Source organism: Paenibacillus sp. YSY-4.3, from assembly GCF_054767475.1.
This window is the reverse complement of record NZ_BAABMC010000002.1, coordinates 426,013-443,567: the sequence shown is the minus strand read 5'-3', so window position 1 is coordinate 443,567 and position 17,555 is coordinate 426,013. Positions and strand designations below refer to the sequence as shown.

General features: G+C 53.7%; 15 protein-coding genes. 11 read left to right on the top strand and 4 right to left on the bottom strand.

Going from position 1 to position 17,555, the window contains the following annotated elements; all coding sequences use genetic code 11:
• Positions 1-44 precede the first annotated feature (44 nt).
• A complete protein-coding gene (gene ectB, locus ACYUJT_RS08920) occupies positions 45-1,304 on the top strand; it encodes a diaminobutyrate--2-oxoglutarate transaminase (protein ID WP_460320741.1) in 1,260 nt (419 codons plus the stop codon).
• A gap of 179 nt (positions 1,305-1,483) precedes the next feature.
• On the opposite strand, the gene ACYUJT_RS08915 is transcribed toward ectB, so the two are convergent.
• The 3 genes from ACYUJT_RS08915 to ACYUJT_RS08905 form a co-directional block, all read right to left on the bottom strand.
• The gene (locus tag ACYUJT_RS08915) at positions 1,484-2,350 is read right to left on the bottom strand and encodes a sugar phosphate isomerase/epimerase family protein (protein ID WP_460320739.1); all 867 of its coding nucleotides are present in this window, start codon (positions 2,348-2,350) and stop codon (positions 1,484-1,486) included.
• A gap of 54 nt (positions 2,351-2,404) precedes the next feature.
• Positions 2,405-3,283, bottom strand: coding sequence for a sugar phosphate isomerase/epimerase family protein (locus ACYUJT_RS08910; protein ID WP_460320737.1), 879 nt, complete (start codon positions 3,281-3,283; stop codon positions 2,405-2,407).
• 73 nt (positions 3,284-3,356) lie between these two features.
• Positions 3,357-4,415 (bottom strand): Gfo/Idh/MocA family protein, encoded by a 1,059-nt coding sequence (locus ACYUJT_RS08905; protein WP_460320735.1) that lies wholly within the window; start codon positions 4,413-4,415, stop codon positions 3,357-3,359.
• Positions 4,416-4,557: 142 nt separating this feature from the next.
• On the opposite strand from ACYUJT_RS08905, the gene ACYUJT_RS08900 reads away from it, so the two are divergent.
• Positions 4,558-5,418 (top strand): AraC family transcriptional regulator, encoded by an 861-nt coding sequence (locus ACYUJT_RS08900; protein ID WP_460320733.1) that lies wholly within the window; start codon positions 4,558-4,560, stop codon positions 5,416-5,418.
• A gap of 939 nt (positions 5,419-6,357) precedes the next feature.
• On the top strand, positions 6,358-6,672 hold the full coding sequence (locus ACYUJT_RS08895; RefSeq protein ID WP_460320730.1) for a thioredoxin family protein: 315 nt from the start codon (positions 6,358-6,360) through the stop codon (positions 6,670-6,672).
• Here the strand turns inward: ACYUJT_RS08895 and ACYUJT_RS08890 are convergent.
• A complete protein-coding gene (locus ACYUJT_RS08890; protein ID WP_460320728.1) occupies positions 6,669-6,797 on the bottom strand; it encodes a hypothetical protein in 129 nt (42 codons plus the stop codon). The genes ACYUJT_RS08895 and ACYUJT_RS08890 overlap by 4 nt on opposite strands.
• A 248-nt stretch (positions 6,798-7,045) precedes the next feature.
• Here ACYUJT_RS08890 and ACYUJT_RS08885 point away from each other — a divergent pair, with 248 nt between their 5' ends.
• The 8 genes from ACYUJT_RS08885 to ACYUJT_RS08850 all read left to right on the top strand — a co-directional run bounded on the left by ACYUJT_RS08885 (position 7,046) and on the right by ACYUJT_RS08850 (position 17,509).
• Entirely contained in the window at positions 7,046-8,215 is a 1,170-nt protein-coding gene (locus ACYUJT_RS08885; RefSeq protein WP_460320725.1) for a hypothetical protein, read from the top strand.
• 181 nt (positions 8,216-8,396) lie between these two features.
• Positions 8,397-10,493 (top strand): BglG family transcription antiterminator, encoded by a 2,097-nt coding sequence (locus ACYUJT_RS08880; protein WP_460320723.1) that lies wholly within the window; start codon positions 8,397-8,399, stop codon positions 10,491-10,493.
• A complete protein-coding gene (locus ACYUJT_RS08875) occupies positions 10,490-10,783 on the top strand; it encodes a PTS sugar transporter subunit IIB (RefSeq protein WP_460320720.1) in 294 nt (97 codons plus the stop codon). The genes ACYUJT_RS08880 and ACYUJT_RS08875 overlap by 4 nt, the downstream gene beginning before the upstream one ends.
• Positions 10,784-11,056: 273 nt before the next feature.
• Positions 11,057-12,322: a PTS ascorbate transporter subunit IIC gene (locus ACYUJT_RS08870; protein WP_460320718.1), complete on the top strand. Its 1,266-nt coding sequence runs from the start codon at positions 11,057-11,059 to the stop codon at positions 12,320-12,322.
• A 173-nt stretch (positions 12,323-12,495) separates the two neighbouring features.
• A complete protein-coding gene (locus ACYUJT_RS08865) occupies positions 12,496-13,569 on the top strand; it encodes an ABC transporter substrate-binding protein (RefSeq protein WP_460320715.1) in 1,074 nt (357 codons plus the stop codon).
• 35 nt (positions 13,570-13,604) lie between these two features.
• Positions 13,605-15,260, top strand: a complete 1,656-nt coding sequence (locus ACYUJT_RS08860) for an ABC transporter permease (protein ID WP_460320712.1) — start codon at positions 13,605-13,607, stop codon at positions 15,258-15,260.
• A 104-nt stretch (positions 15,261-15,364) separates the two neighbouring features.
• Positions 15,365-16,426 (top strand): ABC transporter ATP-binding protein, encoded by a 1,062-nt coding sequence (locus ACYUJT_RS08855; RefSeq protein WP_460320709.1) that lies wholly within the window; start codon positions 15,365-15,367, stop codon positions 16,424-16,426.
• 30 nt (positions 16,427-16,456) lie between these two features.
• On the top strand, positions 16,457-17,509 hold the full coding sequence (locus ACYUJT_RS08850) for an ABC transporter substrate-binding protein (protein WP_460320706.1): 1,053 nt from the start codon (positions 16,457-16,459) through the stop codon (positions 17,507-17,509).
• The last annotated feature ends 46 nt before the right edge of the window (positions 17,510-17,555 follow it).

Below are 17,555 nucleotides of genomic sequence, written 5' to 3'. Positions count from 1 at the left end.
GTAGAAAATAAGAAAACGATAATTGATGAGGAGGATGAAGGAAGATGAAAACGTTCGAAATGCTGGAGTCCAATGTTAGGTCGTATTGCAGAAGTTTCCCGGTTGTATTCGATAAAGCGAAGGGCGAACAATTGTATGCCGACACCGGAGAAGCCTATATCGATTTTTTTGCAGGTGCTGGGGCGCTCAATTACGGGCATAACAATGAATTTATGAAGTCGAAAATTATGGAATATGTATCCCAGGACCGGATTATGCATGGGCTCGATATGTATACGAAGGCGAAGGAAGATTTCATCGTTTCATTCTCGGAGCATATTCTGAAGCCTCAGTCATTGGATTATAAGCTGCAATTTTGCGGTCCGACGGGAACGAATGCGGTGGAGGCCGCTTTGAAGCTGGCCCGGAAGGTCAAGGGCAGAACTGGCGTCTTCGCTTTTATGGGCGGATTTCACGGGATGTCCCTGGGAAGCCTGTCGATCACGAGCAGCAATTCGATGCGCGAAAGCGCGGGAATGCCGCTGAACAATGTGACATTCATTCCTTATGGGCAGTCATTTGAGGGGCTGGATACGATTCGTTACATGGAGCATATTTTGTCCGATACGCACTCCGGGGTGGGCAAGCCGGCCGCGATCATATTGGAGACCGTACAAGCAGAGGGCGGAATTCATGTAGCCGAGATTGAGTGGCTGCAAAGCCTGCGTCAGCTATGCGACGAGCACGATATTCTGTTAATCATCGATGATATCCAGGTAGGCTGCGGCAGAACGGGGCCGTTCTTCTCATTCGAGCGCGCTGGGATCGTGCCAGACATCGTCATTTTATCCAAATCGATCAGCGGATACGGCCTGCCAATGTCATTGCTGCTGATCAAACCGGAGCTGGACATCTGGAGTCCGGGCGAGCATAACGGAACGTTCCGTGGAAATCAGCTCGCTTTCGTTACCGCCAAGGCGGCACTGGAATTTAGGTCGGCGGAGAGGCTGGGCGAGCAGGTACGGGAAAAAGAAGCTTTTATCAAGCATTATTTGCAAAATGTGATCGCGCCTTTAGATGCGGATCTGAAGTTCCGGGGCATCGGCATGATTTGGGGCATCGATGTCTCTCATCTGGGCGAGGAGGTCGCCAGGGAAATTACGGCGAATTGCTTTAAGAATGGCCTTATTCTAGAGCGGGCCGGCCGAAATGATACGGTGATCAAGATCATGCCTCCGCTGACGATCAGCATAGAGAACTTGAAGCGGGGCTGCGAAATTATTGCAGAGAGCTTTAGCCGGGTTTGCCATACTTTTAATCATTAATCATTTATGCACTGAAGTAAAAAAACACCGGCCAAGTCCAATGGAGGAATTTCCTATCTAGCTATGAGTAACAAAGCCACTATAGCAGCAGCGGCAACATATCTGTGATCAGTTTAGATGCTTTCACAGGTATGTTGTTCCGCTGCTGCTTAAGTGGCGTGATGTGGAAGTTAATTACGTTAAATGTGAACTTCGTTCCAAATGCGTGTTACGTTGTCGAAGGCGATTCTGGTACCTTGCCGGCAATCTTCCATGCCTTCATATTCGATAGACATGTAACCATCGTATCCGGACGCCTTGATCAAACGCAGAATCTCGTATAAGTCGAGATCGCCGTGCCCGGCAATGGCTCCGCGCAGGTAATCACCGCTTGCGCTTCTGAACCAGCCTTCGCCCGGATTGTGATAGGATGGACGGATGTAGAAATCCTTGATATGAATCATGGAGGCGTATGGCAGGTTGTTTTTTACAGCGGCAACCGGATTTTCGTCCACACAGACGAAGTTGCCAACGTCCAGCGTCGTCTTGAAGTTCGGACGGTTTACCGTATGGATGAGCGTCTGCACCCGATCGCTGGCTTGGACGTAGTAGCCGTGATTTTCCACGCTTGTCGTGATCTCGTACTGCTTCGCATGGTCGGCAATGCGCTGACAGGCCGTGGATATTCTGTCCAGGTCTTCATGGAAGCGGGCGATGGAGGTATCCGGGCGGGACGCCACGTCATGGCGCATCAGCTTCGCGCCCAGCCGATGGACGCGGTCCACCTCGCTCATGACGCGGGCGATTTCCGTCTCGTATTGCTCCTCCGTTTCCGTGAGGAAGTTGGCTCCAATCGCATAGTTGGAAATGTCGATGCCTACGGCAGCTGCTTTCTCTTTGATTTGCCCCTCCAATTCAGGATTGGCCTCAAAGTCAAAGCCGAGGCCCGGCACGATTTCGATATGGCTGGCGCCGATGCCGGCGACCCATTCGATAACCTCTCCAATGGTCATGCTGCCGTCGCGCATCACTTGATATAAGCTATAAGAGCTGATTCCTAATTTCATAAGGATAACTCCTTTTCGGTAGGTTTGGTAAGGTAAGTTTCCCTCATTGTGTTGTTAGCCCCGGTAAGCGCGAATGAATTCTACGGCCTTGCGGATATCCTCCGCAGGATTGTCCCCGACCTCACGCTCAATTGTCAAATAACCCTTGTAGCCGATTTCCTGCAGTGCGGCGAAATAAGCCGGGAAATCGACGGTGCCTGCGCCCAGCGGCAGCTCCTCAAAGGCTGCTCCAGAGGACGCCATCTTAGCGATTTTCTCGTGAGTCATTTCGTCGTAGCCAAGATAGCCGTATACATCTCTCGGATCGACGGGGCGGAGTCTGCGTCCGTCTTTGACATGGGTGTGGACGAGGTAGTCCTTGAGCAGCTTTACGCCTTCCACGGGATCATCACCCGTCACCATGACCATGTTCGCCGGGTCAAAGTTGACCGAGACGCCGTTCGTGCTCAGTGTGTCCAGGAAGCTTTTTAAATGTGCTGCCGGCTCCGGGCCGGTCTCGATGGCGAAATAAGCATTCATGCTCTTCGCGTATACGCCCAGCTCTTCGCACGCCTCCTGCATTGCATTGTAAATGCGTCCGTTCCTGTCGTCCGGTACGATGCCGATATGCGTCGTTACGACGGAGGTTCCAAGCTCCACGGCTAGGTCGAGGATGCGCTTTGACTTCTCGATTTTCTCGGGATTGGCGTCTGCATCCTGGAAGCCGTGTCCGGCCAAATCGCCGCAAAGGGCAGAGATTTCCAGTCCCAGCCCATCGATATAGCTGCGCAGCTCCTTGCGTTTAGCCGGTGTCAGCGCGGCGGGATCCATCTCACCAGCTACGGCGTAAATTTGCACGCCTTCTGCGCCGACTTCCTTCGCTTTCTTCAGCCCTTCCATCACGCCAACGCCAAAGCTATCTACAATGACTCCAATTTTATTGGTCAATTTCATTTTTGCATGCCTCCTTTAAATTGCTTTCGATGTCGGACTGCCTCTTCGGGATGCTTCGTGATAAATTGTCGACCTAGAAGTGGATTTCGCGGCCTTCTGCGGCGGATTGATAAATCGCGTTCAAGATTTTGATCATTTCCACGCCGTCCTCGACCGGGCTGTTCGTTTCGGTCAAGCCGAGGCAGCTGTCGACGAAATGGTTGATTTCGCGGTCGAAGGCGCCTTGGAAATCAAAGCCTGGCGTGCTGATCTGCGGAGCGATGTTAATGATCGTGTCATGTCGCTCCGTAACGATCGATAATTCCGGTTCGATCTCCGCACCGCCCTTGTCGCCGTAAATGTTGATCAGCGCAGAGTTCTCCTTGGCGTGCAGGGCAAAGCTGACGTCGACCATGAGGGAGGCGCCGTTCTCAAAGCGAATGAGGGCATTAGCCATGTCCTCGACCGTGTTATGCGCCGCATCGTAATCGGCAGCCTGGTAGAACTCGTAGTTTTGGATGTTCGAGCGGTTGCCGAGCTTGTGATAGGTGTTGCCGCTCACGGATTTGACCTTCGGCTTGCCCATGAGGTACCAGCACAGGTCAATGGCATGCACGCCGATGTCGATGAGCGGCCCGCCTCCGGAGCGTGCGCGGTCTGCGAACCATCCGCCCGGGTTGCCGAGACGCCGGATCAGGCTGGCTTTGGCATAGTAGATCTCGCCAAGGTCGCCGGCATCGATAAACTTCTTCAGCACGGCGATATTCGAAGCATGGCGGCGAACATAGCCGACTTGGAGCAGCTTGCCGCTCTCGCGCACGGCCTGTTCGATTTGCAGCGCCTCGTCAACGGTTTTGCAGAGCGGCTTCTCGCAGAGCACATGCTTGCCCGCCTGCAGCGCGGCTATGCTGATTTCGGCATGAGAGTTGTTCCAGGTGCAGATGCTGACCGCATCCACCTCCGGGCTGGCCAGCAGTTCCCGGTAATCGGTGTATACGTTAGGAATATGGTATTTATTTGCGGTTTCACGCGCTCTGTCCTCATTCAAATCACAGACAGCGACCAGCTGCACTTTCGGATTGGCTTGATAAGCTTGCAGATGGGATTCGGAGATCGATCCGGTGCCGATAAGGCCGATTTTCAGCTCACTCATAAGTACGCTTACACCCTTTCTTGTATCTGTGCGGATTGATGTAGATCGGACAGGACGCTTCAACACAGATATGTTATATTTATTCATATTTGTTCAGGCACAACTAATTTAACATAGTTGTTTTAGAGGGAGAATGCATAGGATGACAAAATACATGGACTATATGATCAGTTCGCATCCGATCCGTATTTTCAACCCGATGGTGGATTCCAGCCGGCAAAAAGTCCAATCCCTGCGCCTGGTCAATGCCGGGCATTTGCCGGGAAGAACGCTGCAGCGGAGCCAGGCGAAGTTCAAACATTGGGCCTTCGTGATGATAACCGGCGGAAGCGGTTATTACCAGGTAGAGGGCGGGGAAATGCAGCAGGTTGAGGCGGGCAGCTGGTTTTGTCTTTTTCCCGGCGCCGTGTTCAACTATGGCCCTCATGCGGACGGTTATTGGGATGAGTACTACTATACCGTTGATGGCGGCCGGGTCGCGGAGTGGCTGGAGCAGTGGCTGTCCAATCCAGGTGTGGTGAAAAAAGCCGACTTGGATGACTCGCTCATCCATCGCATGGAGATGATGTTCATGCTGATCGACAGCGGGGTACCGACCAATCTGGACCGGGCTGCGCTCATGCTGGAATCCTTTCTTTTTGATGTGGCCTCGCAATCGGACCGCCGGGAGGCGGGCAACCGGGAACGCTTCGTGCTGAAGGTGATCGAGGATCTGTCGCAGTCGCTGCGCGCCCCTTTTGAGCCGGCGCAAATGGCTGCGCGGCATCACATCTCCGTATCTACGCTCCGGCGTATCGTGCACGATTACTCCGGCTATCCGCTGAATGAGTTCCTCCATCGGCTGAAGGTCGCGGAGGCGAGAAATATTTTGCTGAATACGGAGCTTACGGTGAAGGAAATCGGCGAGGCTTTAGGGTATAAGGATACGTTTTATTTTTCCCGGGTATTCAAGAGAATTACCGGCCTCTCGCCAAGAAGCTACCGTAACAGGGGTGGGCAATAGTCTGTCCCAAAAGCCTCGCGGCCCCTTAATTGAACTGGAGTCTTTCTCTCCAATATAATGAAACTACTGATTTATAACTGTTCCTAGATGGTCAGGATAAGATAGGGATAAGGTAAGGATAAGGTAAGGATAAGGTAAGGATAAGGTACGGATAAGGATGAGGTAGGGATAAGGTAGGGATAAGATAAGGATAAGATAAGGTGACATAAGGTGACTAGATGTATTTCATGCAGTTAGATCAGCGGTTTTGGCCGTGTTAAAGGGGACTAACTGTAAAACCTACATTTAGTTTTAAGTTATTTCGACGAATGAGCTCCATTCAGGCAAACTAACTGCATGTTTTGCATTTAGCACATGTATTTTTGATAAAAGAGCTTAACTAACTGTATAAAATACATTCCGCTTCTAAGGTGATCCATGAATGGTTACTTGGGCTACTGTATAGGTTACTGTGCTGGTGGCTTATTATGTTCTACATGCTGAGTTTGTCTGGAGGATTGCTGCAAAAATACAGGAAATTTCTCTATGTATGAGCGTTTTAAAGCACATTGCTGCAAAAGTGCAGGAATAATCCAGCAACTCGCTGAGATTGGTCGTATTTTCGAAAAAATGATGCACAATTGCAGTAATCCATGCTCTAGGAGAGGTGGGTGCGCCAATTGATGTATTTTTGCAGCAATCCATGCTCTAGGGAAGATCTATGCTCTAGGGGAGATGGGGGCACTAAATGATGTAGTTTTGCAGCATTCTAGCGGCAGAGAAGGTGGGGAAGGGCAGAGAAATTCGGGAGTTACCCCGCGTATAGCCAGTTACTGAACGAACAAAGCAGAAAATATGCTATAGTAGTTAAGTTATTCGTTAGAACGAGCAGTTTGGGAAATAAGATAGACTGTACCTTTTGAGTAAAAGAGTTAGCAAAGATGGGAGTGGGGCGTCGGCATGACGATCCGTGAAGCTGTAGAAAATGAATTCGTGGACGCTTCGATTGCCAGAATCGGCAAGGAAGCTTTATATCTATATACGCCTTTGTGCGGAACGTGCAAGCTGGGGGAGACGATGCTGGACATCGCTCTGCAATCGGGCGGCAACATGATGCCTGTATCGAAGCTGAATATCAACTTCGCGCCCCGGCTGCGGAATGATTGGCAAATTACGAGCGTGCCGTGCCTGGTTTTGCTGGAGCAGGGCAAGCCGGTGGCGAAGGAGTACGCGCTTCGTTCGGTCGTGGATTTGCATCAGTGGCTGCAGATTTAGCATTGGCCTTGTATCAGGCGGGCGGATAGACCCGCAAGGTCTGCAAAAGTAGCAAGCCCCGCAAGCCCCGCAAGTTCTGCAAGAGTAGCAAGCCCCGCAAGCCCCGCAAGCCCCCAAGCCCCCAAGCCCCCAAGCCCCCAAGCCCCGAAAATCCCGCAAAGTCCCCAGGCTCCACAAAGTCCGCTGGGCCCTCGAGTCCCTCAACGCATTCCCCGGCTAATCCTCAGCAGCAGCTACTCGTCCTATGGACTATTTTGACCATTCCATGGATGAACTTCCCTATTCGGGCATAGGCTAAACACACGGCGGAACTCCACCGCATAGGGTGTAGCATCACTTTAAACTCGAAGGTTAGGGAAGGGAGCATAACGAGATGGCAGGAAGAGAACGTCACTATTTTGCGCGGGGCAATACGGCCGAAGGCTTGGTCAGTTTGGTGGATTCTATCTATTATAAATTGGATGCGGTATATGTGCTGGAGGGCGACTCGCAGGAGATCGGCACGATTCTGGCCCGGCTGGCGAACGGGTGGGGTCGCAGAGATTGGAATCTGCATTTGATTCACCAGCCGCTGCAAAGCGATTTACTGGAAGGGATCATCATCGAGGACGCCCGGATTGGACTGATCGCTGACCAAGCGTGGCCGAAGGAAGGAAGTCCGGAAGGCATCGAGGTGCGCCGTTTTGATTTCGGGAGCGACCCCAGCGGGGAGCGATTGGCGGATCACCGGGAGCATATTGCCGCGCTGGAGCACAATATAGCGGAGGATTACACGAAAGCGTATGAGACTTTTCAACGCACATTGCGCATTCACGACGACTGGGAGAAAATCTACATCGATACCCTGGATCGAGCCTTCATGAATCAGCTGGCCGTCGATTGGGCCGATCAGTATCTCGTTGCGGTAGAGGGAGACGGTTATGGGCAGGCTGCGGGGGAAGGCGTAGACACAGGTGCGGGTGCGGGTGCAGGGTTAGGCGCAGACGCAGGCAGCCAAGAGCCTGGCACGGTGACCCGGCGTTTTCTGGGCGCGGCAACCTGGCGGGGAGCGGTTGATTTCGTGCTCAATTTGACGGAGGATGTACCGACGAGAATTTTCGTGAAGGGCCGACCCGGATCAGGAAAATCGACCTTGTTCAAAAAGATCGCAGCCACCGCGGCGGAGCGCGGCATCGATACTGAGGTGTACCACTGCGGCTTCGATCCGAACAGCCTAGATATGCTCGTGTTTCGCTCGCTCGGCGTAGCGATCTTCGACAGTACGGCGCCGCATGAGCATTTTCCGCTGCGCGACGGGGACAGCATTCTCGATATTTACGAGCTGGCTATCGCCCCGTACACGGATGAGAAGCATGCCGAGGAGATCGCCGAGGTCAGATCCCGCTACACTACATCGATGCAAATCGCCATTTCCTACTTGGCCGAAGTGAAACAAAATCAGGACCGCTTAAGCGCGATTTACCGCAGCGCTGCGGATGAGGAAGCCATCTCCAGGCAGGAGCGGCTGCTGGCTGAGGATATCGAAGCGCGGGTGGGGAATTAAGCATACGAGAGCCAAATGGACGGTGACGGAGCCGGGAACGGGAATAAACGTGAAGATCAGACGGGCGCTCTGCGGGGGGCGTGCGTCTTTTTTTCCATGAATGATCTATATCTTGCATTTTAAATGTGTAATAATCTAGTTATGATAACGCATACAAAACTATGAATGATCGGGTGACATTATGATATCTAGCAGACAACAGCGAATGGTCAAGCAGTTGATGGAGAGTGACCAATATATCCCTTTGCAGCAGCTGGCTGATGAATACGGGATATCCCTGCGGACGGTGCGGGGCGATTTGCTGCAGCTGGAGGACTGGCTTCGCGCGCGGGGCGTGCGCCTGGATCGCGACCGCTCTGCCGGCGTTCGTCTGCGGCTGGAGACTGGCCAGTCGGAGCAGCTTGCGGTGCAAATGGGCGAGCGGCCGGATTATATGGATGCCGAGCAGCGGATCAGCCTGCTGCTGAAGCAACTGCTCCAAGAGACCAAGTTGTCGGTGAAGGCGGTCATGGAGGAGTTCGGCATCAGCAAAAATACGCTGCTGCAGGATTTGACCGAAATCAAGCAGCGGCTCCTGAGCTGGGAGCTGGTACTGGTACGGGATCGCGGCCAGCTGCATATCGAAGGCTCGGAGAAGCGCAGGCGCAGAGCGTATTTGAACCTGCTTCGCTCCGAGATTACGGACGATAAGCTGCTGCGCTATATCCTCGATCAGCGGGGAGATGCGTATTCGCCGATGACGCCGTGGAAGGACTGGTTCGAGACAGAGGATGCGGCGATGCTGTTCGATACGATTCAACGGCTTGAGGAGAAGATGGGCGTACAGTTTACGGACGCGGGTTACTCTACGCTCATTCTGCATCTGCTGATGGCGATGGAGCGGCTGAAGGGCACGCATGCGATCGAGATGGACCACGAGTCGTTGTCCGAGCTGCAGAGCCATGAGGTGTATGAGCTCGTCGCAGCTGAGGTCGTGCCGCAGATTGAGCAGCATTTTGGCGTGAAGCTGCCCGCTTCGGAGATCGGCTATATTACGCAACATATTCTGGGCGCGCAGAAACAGAGCCTGCCGGCCGAAGAGCTGATCATCGCCGATCTCGCCAAGCAGATCATCCTGCGTACTGAGCAGGAGCTGGGCCGCCCGCTGCAAATGATCGACCAGATCGTGCAGGGCTTGGTCATCCATTTGAAACCGGCCATTTACCGGGCGAAGTTCGGCCTGCAGTCCAAGAATCCGCTGATGGAACAGCTTGAGGCGCAGTATGGTTTGCTGCTCAATTTACTGGAGCGGGTCGTCAACGAAGTGATGGAGCCGTGGTCGGTCGTGTTCGACCGGGACGAGGTCGGCTACATCATGTTCCATATCGGCAGCGGGCTGATCCCGCCGAAGGCCCCGGTGCGCAAGCGCGTGGCGATCGTATGCGGCTCGGGGCTCGGCACTTCGGCGATGCTGAAGCGGCGGGTGGCGGCGATTTTTCCGCAGGTTGATATTGTGGGTACTTATTCGTATAAGGAATCGGCGGAGATTACTTTGCAGGCGGCGGATGCGATCCTCAGCACGATGGAGATCAGCCAAGCCCTGCAGGTGCCGTGGATCAAAGTATCGCCGCTGCTAGATCAGCAGGATCAGAAGCAGATCACGGGCTTTCTCGGCGTGGCGCCTTCGGGTGAGTCGGCTGCGGCTGCGGCGGCGGTGCAGGCGGTGAACGATATTTTTCAGGTGGTGGAGCGGAATGCACATATCCATAACCGGAATCGGCTTCTGGAGGAGCTGCTGCATTTGTTCCAGGGCGGAAGCCGGCCGGGGGAACAGCAGGAGAATGATTACAGCTTGACCGCACTGCTGCCGCCGGAATCGATCCAGCTTGGGGCTGAGGCGATGCAGTGGGAGAATGCGGTGCGTGAGGGGAACCGACTGCTTATGGATCGCGGCGTCACGGACGCCAAGTATGCGGATAAGCTGATCGAGATCATTCAATCCAACAAGCATCCGTTTATTATCCGCGCGGGGGTGGCTTTTCCCCACGTGTACATGCCGGAGTGCGTGAAGCGCACGGGCTTTAGCGTGATGACCTTCCGCGAGGAGCTGGCATTCGGGCCGTCCGGTCAGCCGGTCTGGCTGATGATCACGCTGGCGGCGGTGGATAAGGAGCGGCATGTTGCCGCGCTGGGAACGCTGCTGGATGCGCTGAACGATGAAGCGTTCATGGCGGAATTGCGGCATGCGCAGGATGCCCGGACGATATGGCAAAAACTGCGGGAGAAGGAGAGCTTATGAAAAAAATCATTGTAGCTTGCAACAGCGGGCTCGGCACCAGCCTGATGATCCGGCTGAACGTGGAGGCGCTCCTGCGGGAGTGGGGGCTGAAGGCCTGGGTCGAGCATACGGACATTTCGTCGGTCGAGACTTTCGATGCGGATCTGATCATAGGCTCCAATTATGTTATGGAATCGCTGCAGCTCGCCCAGGATGTCGAGATCATTGGTCTGGACGATATTACGAACCGCCAGTACTTGAAATCGCGGCTGCTGGACAACGAGACGTTTAAGCAGTGGCTGGCCATGTAGGCATTTATATTTTTATAGGTCAAAAAAAACAGATTTTCAGCACCAAGAAGGTTGGATGAAGGTGAAACTGAGGAGTGGAGCGTAGGAGAAGCCTACGTGAGCACCTAAAATGTTTCCTTCGGCAACATGCTTCGAAAGCATAGGCTCAGTTCGACTGAATTCAAGATTCGATGTCGAATTCACTTCTTGAAGTACTTCGTGATCAAAAGATGTTTTTTTGACTTCCTATACAGACATAGACAAAGACAAATATGACAAAAGCGGGGGTTGCCCATGAACGCAACGCAAATGATCAGCAAAGGGCTGCTCGGGGAACCTGCCCTGCTGCTCGGGTTAATCGCGTTCGTCGGATTGCTGCTGCAGAAGCAGCCGTTCCAAAGGCTGATCCACGGCACGATCAAGACGATGCTCGGATACACGTTACTGCAAATCGGGGCGAACGCCGCCGGGTCTTCCCTTTCCAATTTATCGGCGGTCATCCAGAAGGGCTTCCAGATTATTGGGATCATTCCCCATAATGAGACGATTACCGCGCTGGCGCAAATCAATTATGGCGAGGAAATTGCGCTCATTATGCTGGTCGGCATGATCGTCCACCTGATGATCGCCCGTTTTACGCGGATTAAATATATTTTTCTGACCGGGCACCATATGCTGTTCATGGCTTCGCTGCTGGCGGGGGTGCTGGTATCGATGTCAATGCCGCTATGGCAGGTGATGGTCGCGGGGGGAATCGTGCTGGCCTTCAGCATGTCCTTTGCTCCGCTGATCACGCAGCCGTATGTGCGGCGGGTCACGGGGAACGATGATTTTGCGATGGGGCACTTCAACAGTGTCGGCTATGTGCTGAGCGGGTTCGTCGCTTCCTGGTTCAAAAAAGGGCCGGAGCCGCCGGAGTCGAAGGGGCTGCAGAAACTGCGCTCTTTTTTCCAGGATCATATGGTCGTCATTACGGTGTTTACTTTCGTGCTGTTTCTCTTCTCGGGATTGTTCATCTCGCCCGGCGGAATTCAAGAGATGTTCTCGGGGCGGCATATTCTGGTCGTGTCCTTAATTCAGGCGACCTGGTTCGCGGGGGGCTGCTACGTTATTCTGGCGGGGGTTCGCATGCTGCTGTCGGAAATTGTACCCGCCTTCAAAGGGATTGCCGACCGGGTCGTGCCGGGCGCGATTCCTGCGCTGGATTGTCCGGTGCTGTTCAAGTTCTCGCCGTTTGCAGCGATGATCGGATTCCTGCTCAGCTTCACCGGAGGGCTGGTGGCGATGGTCGTGCTCCTGCAGGTGCAGTATACCGTCATCATTCCCGGGGTAATCCCGCATTTCTTCTCCGGCGGGGCCGCTGGCGTCATCGCTTATAAAATCGGCGGGCGCAAGGGGCTGATCGTATCGTCGTTAATCCACGGGTTTGCGATTACGATGCTGCCGACTGTTCTTATACCATTGTTGTCGAATCTGGGCTATTTGCGCGCGACTTTTGCCGACAGCGACTTCTCGGTGATCGGGGTGCTCGTGCATGAGCTGTTTAGTTGGTTCAAGTGACGCAGATCAAGGGCGGTCATTAGGAAGCCTGATTCCATTTCTTAAGTGAAGTGGGGTCAGGCTTTTTTGGTGTCTATTTTTTTGCCGGAAGAAGTGGCAGAGACTTGGACTCACAGTATTGTAAGCGCGACCAATATAATTAAGCCATAAACAACAAAGGGGGATTTACAATTATGGGTATGAAAAAATGGATGAGCTCGATCACCGCGCTGACGATGGCCGCCTTGCTCTTCACGGGCTGCGGATCTACGGGCGGCAACAGCGCCGCACCTGCGAATGGCGGAGGCAAGGATGCCGAACCAGCGAAGCCGCAAGGCAAGCTGACGGTATACATCGGATTCCAGGAAGACCATGCGGTAGCTGCGATCAAGAAGTTTACGGAAGATACAGGCATTGAAGCAAGCATGATCCGGATGTCAGCAGGCGAAATCCTCGCGAAGGTCCGGGCCGAGCAAGGCAACCCGCAAGCCGATGTGTGGTACGGCGGACCAGCGGACACGTTCGTGCAAGCTACGACGGAAGGGCTGCTGCAGCCGTATAAATCGCCGGTAGCTGAGAAGATCGACGCGAAATATAAAGATCCGGACGGCAACTGGACGGGCGTATATGTAGGAGCGGTCGGTTTTGCCTCTAATAAGGAGTTTTTGGCGAAAAAGGGCTTAGAAGCTCCGAAGACATGGGAAGACCTGCTCAACCCGGCGTTTAAAGGCGAAGTCGTCATGGCGGACCCTGCTTCCTCCGGTACAGCTTACACCGCGATGTATACCGTACTGAAAGTTATGGGCAGTGAAGAAAAAGGCTTCGAGTACCTCAGCAAACTGCACCCGCAAGTACAACAATATACGACAAGCGGCGCAGCACCAGGCCGGATGGTCGGTATGGGTGAAGCTGGCGTAGGCATCCTGTTCGCGCATGACATTATCAAGTACCAAGAAGAAGGCTTCGACAGCCTGGTAATGACGATTCCTGAAGACGGAACAGGTTATGAGACAGGATCGATTGGCATTATCAAAAATACGAAAAAAGAAGAGCTGGCTCAGAAATTCGTGGATTGGGCGTTGTCACCAGCAGCTCAAGAGCTGGGTAAAACCGTGGGCAGCTTCCAAAACGTGACGAACCCGGATGCGGTAGGTCCAGAGCAAGCCGTCAATCTGTCCGAAATCAACACGATCGACTACGACGTCGTTGAAGCTGGGAAAGAGCGTCAACGCTTGATCGACAAATGGAGTGTCGAGGTAAAGAAATAACTATCAGTTTGATATTCAGAGAGGAGAGAGCTTGAATGAGCGCCATGTTCAAGAGATTCAAGCGCGAGCCGCTCCTGCCGATTCTCATCGTGTTGGTCATGCTCTGCTTACTCGTATTTATCGTCTATCCATTATTCCAAATTGCAAAATCCAGCTTCGTCGGGTCTACCGGCGAAGTTGGACTAGAGGGATATGTAAGAGTTCTGTCCGGGGGCGGGTTATTCCACGCCCTGGTCAACTCCCTGGTGCTGGCCGTTCTGACGGCGACGTTGTCCACAGCGATTGCGTATGTTTTTGCCTACACGTTCGCTTATGTAAAGGTACCGTTCAAAAAGCTCTTTAACGGCATTGCCATTTTGCCGGTCATTTCACCGCCGTTTGTCATTGCACTATCCGCCATGCTGCTTCTCGGAAAGCAGGGGCTGATCACCAAGAATTTGCTAGGTCTTGAAAATGCGAATATTTACGGGCTGCACGGCCTGGTGCTTGTTCAGACGCTATCTTTTTTCCCGATTGCCTTCCTGACGTTGTCCGGGCTGCTGCGTTCCATTAGCCCTTCTCTGGAAGAGGCCAGCCAGAACATGGGGGCCAGCCGGCTGAAGACGTTCCTTAGCGTCACGCTGCCGCTGTCCGTGCCGGGAATCGCCAACGCGTTCCTGCTCGTGTTCGTTCAATCGCTTGCTGACTTCGGGAACCCGATGACGATCGGGGGGAACTACTCCACGGTTGCGAGAGAGATCTACTTGCAGGCGGTCGGAAGCTATAACTTGCAGGCTGGTGCCGCTTTGGCGATGGTACTGCTGACGGTCACGATTATCGTCTATATTTTGCAAAACTTCTGGGTTGGCAAGAAAAGCTATGTTACTGTAACGGGCAAGCCTACCGGACAGCGGAGAATGATAGAGTCCGGGGCTATTAAACATGGACTATTCACATTTTGTATGATCATGTCGCTTGCTGTTATCGCGTTCTATGCACTCGTACCGATCGGTTCGTTCATCAAGCTGTGGGGCATTAACAACAGCCTGACGCTGGATCATTACAAATATGTATTCTCTATAGGACAGAAGGCAATCAAGGATACGCTGATGCTTGCCATCGTCGCGACGCCGATCGCGGGATTGCTGGGCATGATTATCGCTTTCCTGATCGTCCGCAAACGGTTTTTCGGCAAAAGAGCGCTGGAAGTCATCAGTATGCTGTCGATTGCGGTGCCGGGTACGGTTATCGGGATCGGGTATATTCTCGCTTTCAACAAAGCGCCATTAGCACTGACCGGCACAGGGATTATTATCGTCGCCGCATTCGTTGTACGCTCCATGCCGGTGGGCATTCGCTCCGGGGTAGCCGCCCTGCAGCAAATCGATCCGAGCATCGAGGAGGCCGCGACGAATCTGGGAGCGAGTGGATCTAAAGTGTTCACGAGCGTCGTGCTGCCGCTGATCAAATCCGCCTTCTTCAGCGGTCTTGTAAACAGCTTCGTCAAGAGCATGACCGCGATGAGCGCCGTTATTTTCCTCATCTCGGCCAAGTACAACCTCATTACCGCGTCGATTCTGGCGCAGGTCGAGGCGGGCCGGATCGGCGTCGCCAGCGCCTATTGTACGATCCTGATCCTGATCATGGTCGTGGCGCTCATCTTGTTAAACTTGCTTGTGAAATGGATGGGCGGCAAAGAGCGGTCTGCTTGATGAGGGGAGGGGGAGGGTTAGGGTCGATCACTCGGCCCCTTATCCTACTTCGCGGCTATGCTCGCCATTGCCGATTGGGTTCATCCTTAAGGAGGTATGTTAATATGGCTAAATCAGTCACACTTAAAAATATATCCAAAGCCTTCATGAACGATAAAGGCGAGAAATCCTACGCGGTCACCGGGGTCAACCTGGAGATCGGGCAGGGAGAGTTCGTAACTCTCCTCGGCCCGTCCGGCTGCGGCAAAACGACCACACTGCGCATGATCGCCGGATTCGAGGACATCACCGAGGGGCATATTTACTTCGGGGACGAAGCGGTGGATCAGATTCCACCGAACAAAAGGGACTGCACGATGGTGTTCCAATCTTACGCCTTGTTCCCGCATCTGAACGTATTCGACAACATTGCCTACGGGCTCAAGATCAAAAAAATGACCAAGCCGGAAATTAGCTCGAAAGTTGAATCCGTCTTGGATATAATGAATCTACAGGATTATCGGGATCGGATGCCGAACCAGCTGTCGGGCGGTCAGCAGCAGCGGGTCGCGTTGGCCCGGGCGCTCGTCATGGAGCCGGGCGTGCTGCTGTTCGATGAGCCGCTGTCCAACCTCGACGCGAAGCTGCGCCTTGTGATGCGGGATGAAATCCGCCGCATTCAGCAGCAGATCGGCATCACCGCCGTGTACGTTACGCATGACCAGAGCGAAGCGATGAGCATGAGCGATAAGGTCATCGTCATGAATAAAGGAAAGATCGAGCAGGTTGGTACGCCAATGGAGATTTACCAGCGTCCGAAGACGAGGTTCGTCGCCGATTTCATCGGAACTGCCAACTTTATGGAAGGCACAGTTAAGGGCTTGGAAGACGGCAGGCTGCTCGTGGAGACATCTTCGGGAGTGCTGCGGATTCGCCGTGACGGATACAAAACGGGTGACAAGGTGACTGTGGTGATTCGCCCTGAAGCCGTCTCTTTGGCCAAAGGCTCGCAGCACCAGGGCGTCGTGAAGAAAAGCGTGTTCATGGGGCAAACGCAGGAATACGAAGTAATGTTCGACGGCCAGCTGTTCCAGATTACCGAGCACAACCCGATCCAGGAGAAGGTCTACTCGGTTGGCACCTCTGTATCGCTGCAGTTTGCGGAGGACGCCCTTCATGTAATTTAACTTCAGCCTGCATCTAGAATCGTTGACATCATGCCACAGAAAGAAGGGGATTGCATGAAAAAAATAGCCATAGGCGGTTTGCTGCTCTCCCTGCTGATGTCATTATTTCTGTCCGCCTGCGGCAAGGAGAGTTCGGGAACGCTGACGGTATATGCCGGACTGTACGAAGACCATGCGATTAAGGCGATCGAGACCTTTCAGAAACAAACCGGTATCAAGGTGAATTACGTCAGGATGTCGAACGGAGAGATTTTGTCGAGGATTAGGGCAGAGCGCAATTCACCCAAGGCCAGCATCTGGTTTGGCGGGCCGGCAGATACGTTCATCCAGGCCAAGGCCGAAGGTCTCCTGGAGCCGTATGTTTCTAAAAATGTCGAAGCCATTCCTCAGGAATATCGCGACCCGGAAGGGTATTGGACGGGCATTTACGTAGGCTCGATCGCCTTCGTCTCTAACAAGACCTGGCTGCAGGAGGTCGGGCTGCAGGCTCCGCAGTCGTGGGAGGATCTGCTGAAGCCGGAATACCGGGGCATGATCTCCATGGCTGATCCCCGTTCCTCTGGGACAGCCTACACCACGTTGGCTACGCTGGTGCAGCTGTTCGGCGAAGACAAGGCTTTTGACTACTTGCGCCAGCTGCATCAGCAGAATGTCATCTACACCACCTCCGGCAGTGTTCCCGGACGTACCGTAGGCATGGGAGAAGTCGGGACCGCCGTCATGTTCTCCCATGATGCGCTGAAGTTCTACAAAGAAGGCTTCCAAAACCTCATCATCGGCTTCCCGACCGAAGGCACGGGCTACGAGATCGGCGCCGTCGGCATCATCAAGGGCGGCCCGCACCAGGAGGAAGCCCGCCAATTCGTCGACTGGGCGCTGACCAAGCAAGCCCAGGAGCTCGGCAAGCAGGTCGGCAACTACCAGCAGCTCACCAACCGCGACGCCGTCGCGCCCGAGGAAGCGATCCCGCTGGAGAAGCTGAACGTCATCCCCTACGACCTCGACTGGGCCGGCCAAAACCGCGAGCGGTTGATTAATAAATGGACGACCGAGGTGCTGGGAGTGGGCAAGGGGAAGGATTGAGGGACGTTTTGGGTGAGTCTGGATATGGTGAGGGAATGAGAGGCTT

What these genes read in the sequence shown, in the direction of transcription:
- ACYUJT_RS08870 (WP_460320718.1), top strand. Translation starts at nt 11,057, where the DNA reads ATGAACGCAACGCAAATGATCAGCAAAGGGCTGCTCGGGGAACCTGCC.
- ACYUJT_RS08885 (WP_460320725.1), top strand. Translation starts at nt 7,046, where the DNA reads ATGGCAGGAAGAGAACGTCACTATTTTGCGCGGGGCAATACGGCCGAA.
- ACYUJT_RS08880 (WP_460320723.1), top strand. Translation starts at nt 8,397, where the DNA reads ATGATATCTAGCAGACAACAGCGAATGGTCAAGCAGTTGATGGAGAGT.
- ACYUJT_RS08850 (WP_460320706.1), top strand. Translation starts at nt 16,457, where the DNA reads ATGCCACAGAAAGAAGGGGATTGCATGAAAAAAATAGCCATAGGCGGT.
- ACYUJT_RS08910 (WP_460320737.1), bottom strand. Translation starts at nt 3,283, where the DNA reads ATGAAATTGACCAATAAAATTGGAGTCATTGTAGATAGCTTTGGCGTT.
- ACYUJT_RS08915 (WP_460320739.1), bottom strand. Translation starts at nt 2,350, where the DNA reads ATGAAATTAGGAATCAGCTCTTATAGCTTATATCAAGTGATGCGCGAC.
- ectB (WP_460320741.1), top strand. Translation starts at nt 45, where the DNA reads ATGAAAACGTTCGAAATGCTGGAGTCCAATGTTAGGTCGTATTGCAGA.
- ACYUJT_RS08895 (WP_460320730.1), top strand. Translation starts at nt 6,358, where the DNA reads ATGACGATCCGTGAAGCTGTAGAAAATGAATTCGTGGACGCTTCGATT.
- ACYUJT_RS08905 (WP_460320735.1), bottom strand. Translation starts at nt 4,415, where the DNA reads ATGAGTGAGCTGAAAATCGGCCTTATCGGCACCGGATCGATCTCCGAA.
- ACYUJT_RS08875 (WP_460320720.1), top strand. Translation starts at nt 10,490, where the DNA reads ATGAAAAAAATCATTGTAGCTTGCAACAGCGGGCTCGGCACCAGCCTG.
- ACYUJT_RS08855 (WP_460320709.1), top strand. Translation starts at nt 15,365, where the DNA reads ATGGCTAAATCAGTCACACTTAAAAATATATCCAAAGCCTTCATGAAC.
- ACYUJT_RS08860 (WP_460320712.1), top strand. Translation starts at nt 13,605, where the DNA reads ATGAGCGCCATGTTCAAGAGATTCAAGCGCGAGCCGCTCCTGCCGATT.
- ACYUJT_RS08900 (WP_460320733.1), top strand. Translation starts at nt 4,558, where the DNA reads ATGACAAAATACATGGACTATATGATCAGTTCGCATCCGATCCGTATT.
- ACYUJT_RS08865 (WP_460320715.1), top strand. Translation starts at nt 12,496, where the DNA reads ATGGGTATGAAAAAATGGATGAGCTCGATCACCGCGCTGACGATGGCC.